We start from the raw sequence: 13,676 nt of genomic DNA, 5'->3' as shown, positions 1-13,676 counted from the left end.
AAAGCCCTTTGATTCCGCCAAGAATTCTCTGAAGGGCTTTTTTATTGCCTAAATTATGCATTATTGTTTCCTAGAAGCTTTGAAAGCTTGGTTAAACCCTTTGGTGTTACTCTCACCTGCTCTGTGATTTTGATCGTTCCATCAGGCAACTGGATATCCGTTACTTTATGTTCTAAATATCCCGCTTTAATTTTCTCTTGATAGGCAACCCAATGTTTGCTGCCATGACGTTTATAAATCCAGTCATTCATGTGAAGCCACTTATTAAATTTTTGCGGCTCTTGTTGTAGAGCTTTAGCAGCATCAGTTAGGCACATACTTCCCTCGGCTCTAGCAATACGGTCAAATGCTTCCATTGTAGGTTGCATAACTTCAACTTTGTGCTCTAGCTCAATCACTTTTTCTGAATAAGTCAGTAAAGCATTACGTAAAAGATTTGGATCTGCTAGTAATTGCATTGGATCGATCAGTTGAATTTGCCCTATTGCTACCGCGTCATCAGAAAAGTAATTTGTTAATGAATCATTTTTTAAAACTGTAATACTCATAAAAAAGCCTCATCGTGGGGATGAGGCTAGTATGTGTAAAGTCTTTTTAGCATTGTTCTATTTAGAGTCTATTTAGAATTAAAATTATCAAAATAGTACTTAGCATCTTTAAAAGCCTTGCCACATGTATCCTTATTTGGTAATTCCAAGTTATTTTTTTCACAATATAATTGTAGTTGAGAAAAAGCAGCTTGAGGTTGGGAGATGTCTATATTTGCCATATTAGCCAAAGCATAGATAATTTTATTTATTGACTTATTAGAAATGCTATTTTTACTAGTATAATTTGATCTTACATCTAATTTTTCTACTTTCACCTCTTTTTAAAAAATCCATGTCTTCTTTTAGAATATAAATATCTTCTAAATTATATTCCATTTCAAAATCCTCTAACTGTTTATCGCCGTACCAGTAATACTTTTCCCATCCTTTTTTCCACTTAAATTTATCTATTCTATCAGTTGCATGCCTATTTTGTATTTCTACAATCTCCATTACCTCAGGAAACTCGTAGTATAGATCGGCAAATTCTGTACCATTATAAATTTCATCATATATCTCAAAAAAAGACATTTTTTTAATAATTTCTTTTTCTGAATGATTTATAAGAACCGTATCAAAATAATCATCTCTTTTAAGCCCTTTAGGATATTTTTTAAACTCCAAATAATATCCAGAATCAATTTTAAGATAATTATCATAAAGGTAAAAATATTCACACGGATCATAAATATCTAATATTAATGGTTTTATAATAATTTTATTATTAAGCAAATCGAATGCTGTCTCTAAAGTTAACTTAAGATATAGATCATAATCCCCCATTTTATTATAAATGTTTTGATAATTAAGCATTCTATTAAAAAAAAGTATTTCTTCTATTCTCTTTTCATTTTCATTATTAAAATTTTCATCTAATTCCCACTCCATAGGGAGGGCAAAAAGATAATTATTCTTACTAAATTTTGCATGCATCCAAATATGCCCTTGATGAACTAAATCTAATATATATCTAATATCTATATCATCTCGATTGAAAAATAAATTCAATTCTTTACATGCTTCTTCTAATGAATATGCTGATTTGCTTGGAAGCAAGACATTGTTTTTACTATACATTACATCCCCTATTTATCATAAAGCATTTAATTAAATATACCCCAGCTTGGGGTGTTTGTGGGGTAAACCATAAGTTACTGTATTATTTGGGCTCCTAAGTAGAGCTTGCTAATCAGAGAACTTAGTCTTTCTACCTTTTTAAGTTTTATACAGTGTTATATCAAAAATACCTAAAAGGTACTCTACAGCTTAAATTTTAGTTGCCGACATCCCCCTCAAAAACACCTCAACCATTCTTTCATCAACTTCGCCTAAACTTAAACGCTGAATAATTACACCTTCAATCATGTATAAAAATAATTTGGCATCAGTAAAAGAAACATCGGCGTTAAGCGCTCTAAGCAGGCTATATATTTCGTTGGTGAGCCATGTTCTATATCGCACGGCGGTTATGTACGCTTTTGGATGAGTCAGTTTTGTTTCAAAAATAGCTTTAAATAATAAGTAATACAGTCCGTCTAGGTCTGTGTGTAAAAGATAGAGTTTTTTGAGTTTATCGGCTGCGTTGGTGCTGCGATCATATTCAACCACTGAAACCACTTTTTCTTTTAGGCGCTCTTTTTGCACAATCAGGCAGATTTCAATCAACCGTTCTTTAGAGTGAAAGTAGTTATAAAAAGTTGCCTTGGTCACTTCACACTCTTTCACAAGTCTATCGATGCCGACCAGATGAAATCCGTTGTAGTGAAATAACTCAATTGATTTATTTACGACTTGTACTGCACGTGTTGGGAGAACTATTTTTGGCATATTTTTACCGTTATAAAAATTATTGTTGTATATAAATGAGATATAAAAACCGCTGCCTTTTGGGAGAAAAAAGGCATAGCAAAGCCGTAAAGACTGTGCGCAGCACATCTCAAGGTTTAATTGTCTAAGTAAGTTTTAAGTAATAACGAGCTAAAGCCTGAAAAAGCCTTACGGCGATCAAGCTGCGTTAAATGTTTTAAGCTGTGTTGTTATAGCTTTTGGCAATGGTTGCCAAGAAATGATGAATGTACAAAGCCAACTCCTTATATATGGAGTTCTGCCAAAACATTAGAATTATGGTGGCAGAACGAAAGAGGGTTAGCAGACTGGTACGACAACCAGCACACCCGAGGGTGTCCCTCTCCCGTCCTACCGCTACGGGAGGGAACGAGGAGCGTACGCACAAAACTATTCCTCAGAAGAAATAATCCTGATGCGGTCGTATACGGTCTGCTAAAACCGTCTGGCGATGTAGGCCAGCCCGCAAATGGTAATCTCCAATATTTGAAGTGTCAATGTGAAATTGGCTAGAAATTATTTAAATAATTATTGTTTTTCATTTAATTACATAATTAAGGAAATTCTTAAGTAATATTTTTAACCTACCCTTATATCATTAAGTTAAAGTTTAAAATTTCAAAAACTTAAAGTCTGAATTGTCCTAACTCAATTAAAAATGAATAAATAAAAAGAGACACTACTGTTATTAAGAGATGTTTTTAAGAGTCGCTATCCAGTATAAAATTATGACTTAAGCGTCCCATCTCACAAATTAGGCCGTGTCATATACTTGAAGTAATAAGAGCAAAAAATGACTCAAAATCAAGTTGAACTCGCAGAGAAATTATCAAAAGAATCACATCAAGGTCAAAAGTATGGTCCTCATGATTACTTTGATTACCATATTAAAGGTGTGGTCAATTCATTAATTGAGCACCAATTTTCAGAAGTTTATATTATTACAGCCCTTCTCCACGATAGCGTTGAAGACACACCTCTTACCCTAGCCAAAATCGAAAGTTTATTCGGAAAAGAAGTCCGTGATGCGGTTGATGCATTAACTAAACGGGAAACTGAAACACGCGAAGAATATTTAATTCGTTGTGGTTTAAATCCAATTGCTCGAGTCGTGAAACTTCATGACGCAGCCTTTAATGCGCATAACTCACATAAAGAAAATAATCAATCACGTGTAGATTATTATCTTCAAACCATGTTAGCTGTTTCAACGGCGCAAGATAGGTTGGGGTAAAAGACAACGAAATGAATCCGTTGCCTTTTTATTCTTAAGATTGTGCAAATGCCCAAATGTCTTTTGATGCAATCGTGTCAGATACGAGTCTAAAACTCATAGGCTCTAAGTCTTCATCTACCACAACATAACCTTTCGAGTTATTTTTTAGCGCATCACATTTGTTATCGGTCAGTTGATAGTTTGCAGTGTCCGCTAAAGCACTTTCAGTAATAACACCTGTAAACACACAATTTGGGTCTTTTGAGACAATCTTGCCTTGTGCATTGACCTCGGCATTGACCGTTGTTCCATCCGGAAAAGATAAATCGTAATTGCCGACCAATTGATTCAGCATAATTTTCTGATCATCAATTTTTTCATAATGCGCCAATTCAACGGTCATCGCTTGATTAGACTGATTGCTCTGCCAAGCTTTGGTTTTTGCGTCATAGCTCATCACAATTTTGGCACGGTTTTCGTCATCATCTAAAACCAATAATTTAGAACCATCTGCGCCAGAATAGTATTTACCCGCCATTGGTAACTCTTCATCAGTTTCAGTACTAATAATATAAGTACCGACATCTAAGCTAGGAGCAAGTGCAGGTTTTTCAGTCGAGACTTGGTCATCGTGATCACTGTCATTACAAGCCGCCAATCCAAGCCCAAGAAGTAAAACCAACAAACAACGTTTCATGGTCTTTCTCCTTACTTGTTAAATAGGCTTTTTAAACGAATTTTGAGCCATTCTTGACCTGCTGGTCGTTGGTCGTAAGCAACTTGCATGGCAGTCACAGCAATTTTGTTTTGCATTACGGCGCTTTCATCCGACATTTGAGCTGCAGTTGGTGCCGATGGTGCCACATCAATTCCTAAACCAAACTGGTTATTGCCTTTATTGTCTTTCGTCACTTGGAATTTCAATTTATATAAGTCATAGGTCCCAATTTTTGAAAAAGCAAAAGGTGTGCTGGTTGTTAAATTTTTAGGGAAATTCACATTTAAGGTAATGCCTTTTGGCAACAATTGGCCCTTACCTGCCTTAGCTTGTAATTCTTTTAATAACACTACGGTTTGTTTTGCCACAATCGCAGAGTTAGGGTTGTTTAAAGTTTTGTCATCTACCGTGTTGGTATCGGCACTTAAGGCAATTGATGGAATGCCGCGGCCTGCCGAAAACTGTACATTGCCAATCGTGCCAGAGTGCACAACGACTTTTCCGACATTTTGTCCTTCATTTGGGCCAGATAAAACTAAATCTGGCGCTTTCCCCCAACGCTTTGGCGCAACCACATCTAGTCCATAAACTGTTGCCATGACTGGTGTACCATGCGTGTAGTTCCAGTCACCATTGGTATAACCCGCTTTGGTAAACGTCCCCGCAGCAGGTGCGCCAATTGGTGCAGCGCCGTTGTGACAACCGTTTTCAGCCGCAATTTGCTTATCATTATCCGCGGTAATCGTTGTTGAGCTGTACATCACGATTGCGCCACCACGGCCACTTTGTGGTGAACACGGTACAGACACCAGCACGTTATGACCATTTGCTTTTAATTCATCATAGAGTGCTTTGACATTGCTGGTTAGACCGTCATCGTTAACCAATAAAATATTTAGTGCAAAAGCTGGAGTTGTACACAAAGACAGAATAAGGCCGCCCAATAAACTTTTTTTCATCACTTAACTACCATGTTCTAAATTTCGATTTGTATAGTAGTTGCGCTATATGTACGTTTAGTGACTAAGCATCAATAAAAATTAAAATACTTTTCCATTAAAAATTAAATAATTATATTATAAATAATCGCTATATTTTCTTTTATAAACTGATCTTCAACTTTGGTACTCATATTCAAAATGACAAAACCCACTTCCGTGGGCTTCATTCAAAGTATCACTTCAAGCTTTAAATTAAATACGCCCAACTTCTAAATATGGAATTAAGTTTTTATCAAAATGTGGTCGTGGGTCACCTTCATAACTAATAAAACCATGCATTCCTGTTAAGCGTTCGCCTTTATAAAACTGGTTTAACTGATAGCGCGGGTCTTTATGTGAAAGCGTAAAGCTCACCACACCAACGCCCTGCTGTTTTGACTTGTTATAGGCATCTTCAAGCATTTTATGATGCAAAGCCAAATCTTGTGGATGACACATAAGCGTATGTAGCACATGGTACTGAATCGAGTCACCGAGTTTAGGCAAGCGCATGCCTTTAGTAATTGGAGTCAGCAAGTTATAAACGGGTCTAAGCACGCCTATAGCGGAACTATAATTTAGAATCTTGGTTTGCTTAATACTGTGCTGATCCCACAAGCCAAACATGCCTACCAGCTTTTCACCCTTAAAATAAAGTGAAAAGTCCGAGAGATTTATTCCTGAAAAATACCGATGACCTTGAGCCAGTTCTTCAAAGTTATAGGCAGGTATAAAGTTATAAAACTCTGCCATGTCGCTAATAAATTGGTTCATAGCTTCCACGTGCTGAGCTTCGGCACTACAAGTACGGATCTCTTGAAGATCACTCTGTTTATCAACCTGCTTTAAAAAAGCCGTGATTTTCCGTTTTGCGCCAGTGCTCGTCAGGCTAAGTGTCTCTATAAGCCCTTCATCATAATAATCAGGCATACCCGTTTTGCCCGTTTGGATGGCAGCCCGCGCGGCATGGTTATCATCAAAAATAATCATTTGGCTATAGTTCGGTTCATGCATGGTTTGTTTTACATGCTTTGCCAAAACCTTTACCAGTGATTTACCACGGTAGTTGTGATCTACCCGTAAATCACCCGCATAACGTAAGTTTTGAATGTTCCGATCGACATAACACGGGCGGTAACCATTGCTATAACAAGCGACATTTTTTTGACTCTCGGTATCTTCAATCACGACATGCAATTTATGCCGATAGACAATGTCAGAAGCCCGAAAATAACTCGGTTCGCGCTGAAAGCTAATTTGTATGCCTTTGGTGGTCATAGGTACTGCGATTAACTCTCGTAAAGCCTCGTCATCTGCCAAAGTTGCTTCACGGGTAATGAGAGTGCTGTCAGCAAGTGGTGTATTTGTTTTATTCATTATTCACCTGTTGTGCGGTCTGTGTAGGAACCAAACTATTTAAACGTCCCATTTGGTCGAGTAGCTGATAGACAAACACCACTTCGTCTTGGTCATTCACGGTTTTTTGGGTTTGGACATCGAGTAGCTTTTGCTCTGTATTAAGCAAATCAAATGTCGTTTTGGTGCCAACATCAAACTCTTTACGTGTGTAGACAAAGGCAATAGACGCAGCCTCTATGGCATTTGCCAATGCTTCTTTATTTTGTCGAATGGTTTGAAGCTGCGCATAGGTCGTACGGGTACGCTTATTTAAGTCTAGTTCAAGACTTCGTATTTTCTGATGAGCCAAATCGATATCAGCCTGTGCTTTTTTGACGTTAGCGCGATTTAAACCATCGTCATAGAGCGGTACATTAAGTTGTACCCCAACCATATAGTTATTACTTTCAGAGCCAATATAGCTTGCCTCATCTTGCTTTCCAGCACGGCTGGTCAGCATGACCGTTGGCCAGAGTTCGCGTTTGGTTAGAGCATATTGTTTCTCTGCGGCCTGCTTTTCGTATTTACTACGCATTAAAGCTGGATGGTTTTTGGTTTGTGCCAAAATTTCATCTAAGCTCGCGGGAATAGCGGGTAGCTGTTTAATGGCAACAAGATTTTCAGGCGTTACACCCGTTACTTGATAAAACTGTGCTTCACTTACGGTCAGGTTAGATTGGGCCTGTGTAATATCGGCTTGGCCTTGTGCAACTTGTGCCAAAACCTGAGCCAAGTCTGCACGGGTAATCATACCCACATCAAAACGGCGCTTTGACTCATATAAAGACCGCTGCAGATTTGCCATAGTCTTTTGTCTAAGTTCTAAAATGGCTTTCTTTTTTAATACGTCGGTATAAACCATCACGGTATTTAAAATGGTTTCCGACCGTTGATCTGATAAACCTTGGTTTTGGGCAGAAAGCTGACTTTCGGCAACATCTATTCCTAAACGGTGTCGTCCAGACGTATAAATCGGATAATCTGCCTGCAACTGCAAACTTCGACCTTTACGGTTTCCTTCGGTTGGAAACAAGACGTGTGAAGGCGTATCTATTCTTTCATAGTCCAGTTGACCAACTAAATTGACTTTGAGTCCATCACGTTGCTTGGCCTGTTCAAGCATTGCGGTGGACTGGTTCACGCTTAAACGGCTGACTTCAAGCTGACTTTCATGCCTTAAACTGGCAGACAAAGCCTCGTCTAAAGTCATGGCGTGTGTGTTCGACACAACCAACACGCCTAAATACAAGGCGTGTCGAAGTGTTAAAAAACGAGAGTTAAATGGCTTCATCCCTTTCATAGTTGTTCCAAACTATTGAGGGTGACTTTTTTGAGTGGCTCAGGCTTGATATTGCCTTCGATAATGCCATCAAACATGACCAGTTTTTTATAGGCATTCCAACCATTATTGGCCTGACGAATTTGAGGCTGGTCGAGCTGCCCCAAGTTTCGTGCAAGTTCATAGTGGAAGTTTTGACGCAAAATACTGTCGATATATTCATTGCTAATGCTGTGATGAATGTCGCCTTCAAAAAGCACGCAATAAAATGGTTTAACTTGTTGTTGGGTATCAATCGCCAGTAAAGAAATCGCTTTCGATTCAGTTTCATTCAACTGAGACAACAACTGTTGAGCAGTTTCAGGTGCAAGTTTCTCACCGACCAAATCGACCCCAAAACGGCGGCCTTGGAACTCAAAACAAGGAATTTGCTCTAAAAAGCCAGTCACTCTTAAGCAATCATCCAAACAGTAACGCAGCAAGCCATTACCCGAAGTAATGAGCGGACTTACTACATCACCTTGCTTAAGTTGCCACGACGGAATGATTTGCCCTTGTTTATCGCCTTCTAAATACTCAAATTCATAGAAGTGACTTTGGTAGGCCAGCGGGTATTGGTCGTTGTAGGGAATAGTCACTACACCTTCCGTCGCCCATAGACCTTTTCCTTCAAACTGCACACTGGGTAACTTCTCTTTTAATTTTTCGGCCCAAGCTTTTGAACCTGCGGTGTCCCAACTCGAAACTAGACTTAACTTTGGCCAAAGTTTTTTAAAGTCGATCTGTGCGCCGTTTGAAGCCTTACTTAAGGCTTGAGCACTTTCAGGGCTATGCGGTGCAGTCACTTCTTTTAATGAAGCCTGACGGTTACCCCATGAACCACTTTGTAAAACCTCAATCACGTCTTGTTGTAGTAACTCCAAACGTTCAAGTAATTGCAGCGCAAAAGTTGGACTCCATACCGAAATCATGGCTAAGTTACGGTTTGCGACCAAATAACAAATGGTGGCAAACAGTGCATCGTCGGCATTGGCTGCAAAAGCAACATTACTTGGAACAGCTTGGGTAAACTTAGACAAAATTCGCTTACCTACACCAAGTAGCGCACTATCGTCATTTAGGTTTTTGTCTTTTAAAACTTCACGCTGACTTTCAGGCAACCATGACACCGACCAATAATGCGTCCCCGAACTCAACTGTGGACATTTACGGTATAAACTCGCCATCCACGGCGCAATTGCATGGTCAAGCTCATCTAAAAACAGCTTGGTATATGGAATAAACTTGATTTGTTCACTCGAACCACTGGTCGGCTGAAAACGAACGAGCTTACTGCTAGAGAGTGAAAGCTTTTGTTCACGGTAACGCTGAATGTCTTCTCGCCATGCACCGTAACGTGTCGCAGGAAATGCTTTTACAAACTGCTCATAGTTTTGAACCTTTTTATCTTTGGCAAAGGTAGAGGTCTGTAATATCAAATGCAAAATTTGACGTTGTGTGGTCTCTAAGGCATTAAATTGTTTTTGAAAATTACGGTCAGATGCATCGCACCATTTTTTTAAAATCAGATGCGAACCCAAAGTTAGCCATTCATTAATTTTCATTGGATGGCCTCTCTACGTTTTGTTTTATGGGTTACGCATGCTTCAAACTTTCCTTTACTGGTCGGTTTAGTCATTAGTTTCACAGGGAAACGGGCAATATCTTTCCAACCAAGACGGCCAATACACGGTAGTTCTGTGCCAGCTTTCCATGTCGGATTTTTTTGTTCAAAGAAATGAATATTTGGGTTCTTTTCTCTCATTTCGGCAGTAATCGGTGCGACTTCGCCTTTTAATGGCTGATAGTCATCACCAAAATTTAAAAGGCCCGCTTCACGGTCATAGTATTCGCCAAAGAATTTTTCACAGTAGTGCTCAACGACTTCGGAAAGATGTTGGTTTTCGTCTTTAATATTTGGGTAATAGACATAGTAGTTATTGGCGAGCAGTAAGTAGGTTTTATAACCTTTAGAAATGAGGAGCCAATAGAGTTCGTTAAATGGATATTTGATTCGAAGCTTAATCATCAGTTTTAGCATGGTACTTTGCAGACTACGCGTACCCCAAAACTTCTTCAAAATGACCGTATCACCGCTAAATAACACGGTGTAGTCTTTACCGTTTAAGTAGAAATGCTGCACCACCACAGTCGAGAAACCGACAATCTCATTTGTTTCCGAATCAAAAATTAAGATCGCACCGCTTTTATTTTGGAAATCATCTACGAAAATAGAAAATCTCGTATTTTCATAATACTGTTCGTAAATGGAATACATCACTTTTAATCGCTCTGTATCGATTTGTTCCTTTTCAAAATATTGACCATAAGTCGTGTTTTTCAGGTTCAATTTTGAAATTAGTTTATACGTTGTATTAATCATAATCCTTTAACCTTCCACCTCTAATTTGTGAGTTCCCCGATCTCATCAACCGATTTTAGAAAACTCAGATCAATGTTCTTTTTCTATGAAGGGATACGTTTTGATATGCCCTATTGTTTTTCATTCTTTGAAAGCTGCCTTTATTTTTTAATATCTACATGTTCATTTTCTTCCCCCGATCCATAAAGATGGTTAAAAATGCGGTCACAAACATGATGATTGCGAGCATGCGTAATAGATCATTAAAGCTAGAGGTCAGTGCCTGAAAATGAATGTCGCGATAAATCACACTCAGCGCGATTTGCTGGGCATTTGAGCCGACTTCTTGATATTGCGCCGTGAGTTGATCGAGTCTTTCTGTAAAAATCCAGTTTTGCGGTGTCATCCCCTGATTAATCTGGGTGACATGAAGCGCAGTCAACCAATCTAACGATGAATTAATCAGTGCCAGTCCAACCGCGCCGCCGATATTACGCATCAGGTTATAAATACCGCTGGCATCGGCCACTTTACTCAGCGGCAAAGTACTCATGGCTAAATGCGAAACCACAATCAGGCAGATCATGAGACCAATACCACGGTAAATTTGCGGCCAAAACATAAAGTCGTAATCGCTATGAATACTCAAATGTGAATTGAGCCAAACACCAAAGCCAGCCAGAATCATTCCAACAAATACCGTTTTTCGGGTATCAAAATTAGGAATCAGCCATGCAAGAAACGGCGCAAAGCAGAACATGACAATACCTGTCACCATCATGACGTGACCAATTTGGCTACTGTTCATTTCACGGACTTGCCCAAGAAACACGGGAATCATGTAACCCAAGCCATAGAGCGCCATGCCGATCACAAACGTTGTGATGGCACTTAAGGTAAAGTTTTTATTTTTAAATACAGATAAATCGAGCAAAGGTTTAGGCTGAGTAAAACTTCTAGAGAAGAAAATCATGCCGCCCACAACGCAGATCATAAACGCAATCCGAACGCCTGTGTCTGCAAGCCAGTCATGCCGTGCGCCTTCATCAAGGAAATATTCAAGCCCACCCAAAAACATGGCCATACCAATCAGACTAAACCAGTCCATACTTTTGATGAGTGAATAGTTTGCACGGTCAATATTTGGACCTGAGTAAATGACCGTAGCAATGATGATGCCCGGAATAATATTGATCAGGAACATCCAGTGCCATGAGAAATTATTGGTGAGCCAACCGCCAATGGTTGGGCCAATAGCTGGCCCCAAAGTACTGATCATTCCAAACATCACCAAAGGCAATGAGCGTTTTGGTTCTGGAAAAAGTAAGTACAACGCCGTCATGGAAGTCGGAATCATGCCGCCGCCCATAAAACCTTGAATGCCACGGAACACTAATAAACTTTCTAAGTTCCATGCCAAGGCACAAAGTAAAGAACTCACCGTAAAACCAATTGCACAGATGGTGTAATACACCCGTGTTGAAAGCACCCGCGAGACAATACTCGACATTGGAATTGCAATAATTTCGGCAATTAAATAAACCGTTTGCACCCAAGTAACTTCATAACGACTTGCACTCATACCAGCTTGAACTTCGTTTAGAGAACTCGCCACAATCTGAATATCAAGAATCGCCATGAAGTTGCCAAAAATCATGGCAGCAAAAATTGCCCATGCAGTTTTTGCTGGGAATCTCCACTCGGCCTCAAGGTGCTTATTCATTGGTTATTACCTAAAATTTTATTATTAAGTTCTTAGGTCAACGGTGGCACTCACCGACATTCCAGGTTTTATCAAATCAATATGTGGGCTTGAATCTATGGCAATACGCACAGGAATACGCTGAACAACCTTGTTAAAGTTGCCTGTGGCATTGTCTGGTGGCATGAGTGAAAAAGTTGCGCCTGAAGCTGGTGAAAAGCTTTCAATTTTTCCGGTATAGGTCAGGCTTGGGTAGGCATCAAGTTTTAATTTAACTTTCTGACCAATATGCATTTTTTCAATTTGGGTTTCTTTGAAGTTCGCTTGTACATACAAACTATTTTCAGGAATGATCGCCATTAAGCGGGTTTGCGGAGAAACACGTGAACCTTTCTGGATTGCAAGGCTACCGATCTTACCGTTTACAGGACTGACCACTTTTGATGAAGCCAAATCGACCTGATACAGGTTTAAGTTTGCATTGGCACTTTGAATATCTGCTAGAAGCTGCGCTCGACTCGCTTGTAAACTCCCCAACTGAGCTTCTGCCGCATTTACGGCGGCTTGCGCTTTGCTGAGTTGAGCTTGCGCCGTTAAATATTGAGACTGAACCCCTTCAAAGTTTTGTCGGGTAATCACCCCATCTTTTAATAAATCTTGATAACGCTCAAACTCTTTTCTTAAACGAGTTAAATCAGCTTGTGCTGCCACTACGCCACTATGAGCTTCAATAATTGAAGACTTGGCAGACTTTTCATTTTGTTGTTGTACACCCAGTGCAGCTTCTTTCAAGCTGACTACTGAACGAGCTTGATCATAACGAGCTTGATAATCGCGGTGATCTAATACTGCTAAAGTTTCCCCTTTTTTTACTACCTGATTATCGTTAATTAATAACTCCATCACTTCGCCTGAAATCTTTGGCATCACCCACGTGACATCGGCTTGCACATAAGCATTATCCGTAGATTGATAGAATCGATATACAAAAAAATAATATAAAATACCAGCAACTAAAAATAATAACAGGACACTAAAGACACCCCAAGTTATTTTCTTTCGACTTTGGAAATTAGTATCAGTTTCTAGCTGAGCTACGTTATCCATATTCATTCCGCTTATTTGTAATATTCGATTTTTTATTTAAGTCAATAAAACTATTGATTTCTTTTTTACGTAACTTTTCACTTGGTTTTATTCAATGAATCGTGACATCGTAAAATTTGGTGCAAATTATGGTTCTTAAGTGAATTAAATATCATTGACCTCTTTGCCAGATATTTTTTCTATTTATGTCAATAAAGCAAGTTATATAAACTATGTTTAAAAATTATGTAATTTTATATTTTTTCAAATAATTGCTTATGAAAACAGCTCAAATATATAAAAATTACCATTAAAATTCAAATAATTACCACAGTTTGAGTTATTTAAAAAAATCTTACATATAAAGAGATTTATTTCACTAATATTAAAGGTTAACTTTCTATTTGTATTAATTAAGTAGAATTATTTAAAGATCTATGTAACCGCTAAATAGTTATAGA

The 13,676-nt window shown here is 38.7% G+C and carries 11 protein-coding genes and 1 pseudogene; 1 reads left to right on the top strand and 11 read right to left on the bottom strand.

What is annotated here, in order from left to right; genetic code table 11:
* Window positions 1–53: 53 nt before the first annotated feature.
* The 3 genes and pseudogenes from J536_RS11845 to J536_RS11835 all read right to left on the bottom strand — a co-directional run bounded on the left by J536_RS11845 (window position 54) and on the right by J536_RS11835 (window position 2,417).
* The gene (locus J536_RS11845; RefSeq protein WP_032062993.1) at window positions 54–548 is read right to left on the bottom strand and encodes a phage antirepressor KilAC domain-containing protein; all 495 of its coding nucleotides are present in this window, start codon (window positions 546–548) and stop codon (window positions 54–56) included.
* A 68-nt stretch (window positions 549–616) separates the two neighbouring features.
* Window positions 617–1,667: pseudogene (locus tag J536_RS11840) on the bottom strand (hypothetical protein).
* Window positions 1,668–1,856: 189 nt separating this feature from the next.
* On the bottom strand, window positions 1,857–2,417 hold the full coding sequence (locus J536_RS11835; RefSeq protein ID WP_032062991.1) for a TetR/AcrR family transcriptional regulator: 561 nt from the start codon (window positions 2,415–2,417) through the stop codon (window positions 1,857–1,859).
* Between the two features lie 811 nt (window positions 2,418–3,228).
* On the opposite strand from J536_RS11835, the gene J536_RS11830 reads away from it, so the two are divergent.
* The gene (locus J536_RS11830; RefSeq protein ID WP_032062990.1) at window positions 3,229–3,669 is read left to right on the top strand and encodes an HD domain-containing protein; all 441 of its coding nucleotides are present in this window, start codon (window positions 3,229–3,231) and stop codon (window positions 3,667–3,669) included.
* 34 nt (window positions 3,670–3,703) lie between these two features.
* Here the strand turns inward: J536_RS11830 and J536_RS11825 are convergent, their stop codons facing one another.
* The 8 genes from J536_RS11825 to J536_RS11790 all read right to left on the bottom strand — a co-directional run bounded on the left by J536_RS11825 (window position 3,704) and on the right by J536_RS11790 (window position 13,236).
* Complete coding sequence (locus J536_RS11825) at window positions 3,704–4,348, bottom strand: hypothetical protein (protein ID WP_032062989.1); 645 nt, start codon at window positions 4,346–4,348, stop codon at window positions 3,704–3,706.
* Between the two features lie 11 nt (window positions 4,349–4,359).
* The gene (surE, locus tag J536_RS11820) at window positions 4,360–5,331 is read right to left on the bottom strand and encodes a 5'/3'-nucleotidase SurE (RefSeq protein ID WP_081404126.1); all 972 of its coding nucleotides are present in this window, start codon (window positions 5,329–5,331) and stop codon (window positions 4,360–4,362) included.
* Window positions 5,332–5,562: 231 nt separating this feature from the next.
* Complete coding sequence (locus J536_RS11815) at window positions 5,563–6,726, bottom strand: hypothetical protein (RefSeq protein ID WP_032062987.1); 1,164 nt, start codon at window positions 6,724–6,726, stop codon at window positions 5,563–5,565.
* A complete protein-coding gene (locus J536_RS11810; RefSeq protein ID WP_032062986.1) occupies window positions 6,719–8,047 on the bottom strand; it encodes a TolC family protein in 1,329 nt (442 codons plus the stop codon). The genes J536_RS11815 and J536_RS11810 overlap by 8 nt, the downstream gene beginning before the upstream one ends.
* Window positions 8,044–9,630 (bottom strand): GH3 family domain-containing protein, encoded by a 1,587-nt coding sequence (locus J536_RS11805; RefSeq protein ID WP_032062985.1) that lies wholly within the window; start codon window positions 9,628–9,630, stop codon window positions 8,044–8,046. Before J536_RS11805 ends, J536_RS11810 begins: the two co-directional genes overlap by 4 nt.
* Window positions 9,627–10,415 (bottom strand): hypothetical protein, encoded by a 789-nt coding sequence (locus tag J536_RS11800; protein ID WP_171071499.1) that lies wholly within the window; start codon window positions 10,413–10,415, stop codon window positions 9,627–9,629. Before J536_RS11800 ends, J536_RS11805 begins: the two co-directional genes overlap by 4 nt.
* Window positions 10,416–10,602: 187 nt before the next feature.
* Complete coding sequence (locus tag J536_RS11795; protein WP_032062984.1) at window positions 10,603–12,150, bottom strand: DHA2 family efflux MFS transporter permease subunit; 1,548 nt, start codon at window positions 12,148–12,150, stop codon at window positions 10,603–10,605.
* 24 nt (window positions 12,151–12,174) lie between these two features.
* On the bottom strand, window positions 12,175–13,236 hold the full coding sequence (locus tag J536_RS11790; protein WP_032062983.1) for an HlyD family secretion protein: 1,062 nt from the start codon (window positions 13,234–13,236) through the stop codon (window positions 12,175–12,177).
* Window positions 13,237–13,676 lie beyond the last annotated feature (440 nt).

This window comes from Acinetobacter sp. 809848, from assembly GCF_000581275.1.
GTDB lineage: Bacteria > Pseudomonadota > Gammaproteobacteria > Pseudomonadales > Moraxellaceae > Acinetobacter > Acinetobacter pittii.
Note: the sequence above shows the minus strand (reverse complement) of the source record. Positions and strands in the feature narration are given on the sequence as shown.

What these genes read in the sequence shown, in the direction of transcription:
- J536_RS11845 (WP_032062993.1), bottom strand. Translation starts at nt 548, where the DNA reads ATGAGTATTACAGTTTTAAAAAATGATTCATTAACAAATTACTTTTCT.
- J536_RS11835 (WP_032062991.1), bottom strand. Translation starts at nt 2,417, where the DNA reads ATGCCAAAAATAGTTCTCCCAACACGTGCAGTACAAGTCGTAAATAAA.
- J536_RS11830 (WP_032062990.1), top strand. Translation starts at nt 3,229, where the DNA reads ATGACTCAAAATCAAGTTGAACTCGCAGAGAAATTATCAAAAGAATCA.
- J536_RS11825 (WP_032062989.1), bottom strand. Translation starts at nt 4,348, where the DNA reads ATGAAACGTTGTTTGTTGGTTTTACTTCTTGGGCTTGGATTGGCGGCT.
- J536_RS11815 (WP_032062987.1), bottom strand. Translation starts at nt 6,726, where the DNA reads ATGAATAAAACAAATACACCACTTGCTGACAGCACTCTCATTACCCGT.
- J536_RS11810 (WP_032062986.1), bottom strand. Translation starts at nt 8,047, where the DNA reads ATGAAAGGGATGAAGCCATTTAACTCTCGTTTTTTAACACTTCGACAC.
- J536_RS11805 (WP_032062985.1), bottom strand. Translation starts at nt 9,630, where the DNA reads ATGAAAATTAATGAATGGCTAACTTTGGGTTCGCATCTGATTTTAAAA.
- J536_RS11795 (WP_032062984.1), bottom strand. Translation starts at nt 12,150, where the DNA reads ATGAATAAGCACCTTGAGGCCGAGTGGAGATTCCCAGCAAAAACTGCA.
- J536_RS11790 (WP_032062983.1), bottom strand. Translation starts at nt 13,236, where the DNA reads ATGGATAACGTAGCTCAGCTAGAAACTGATACTAATTTCCAAAGTCGA.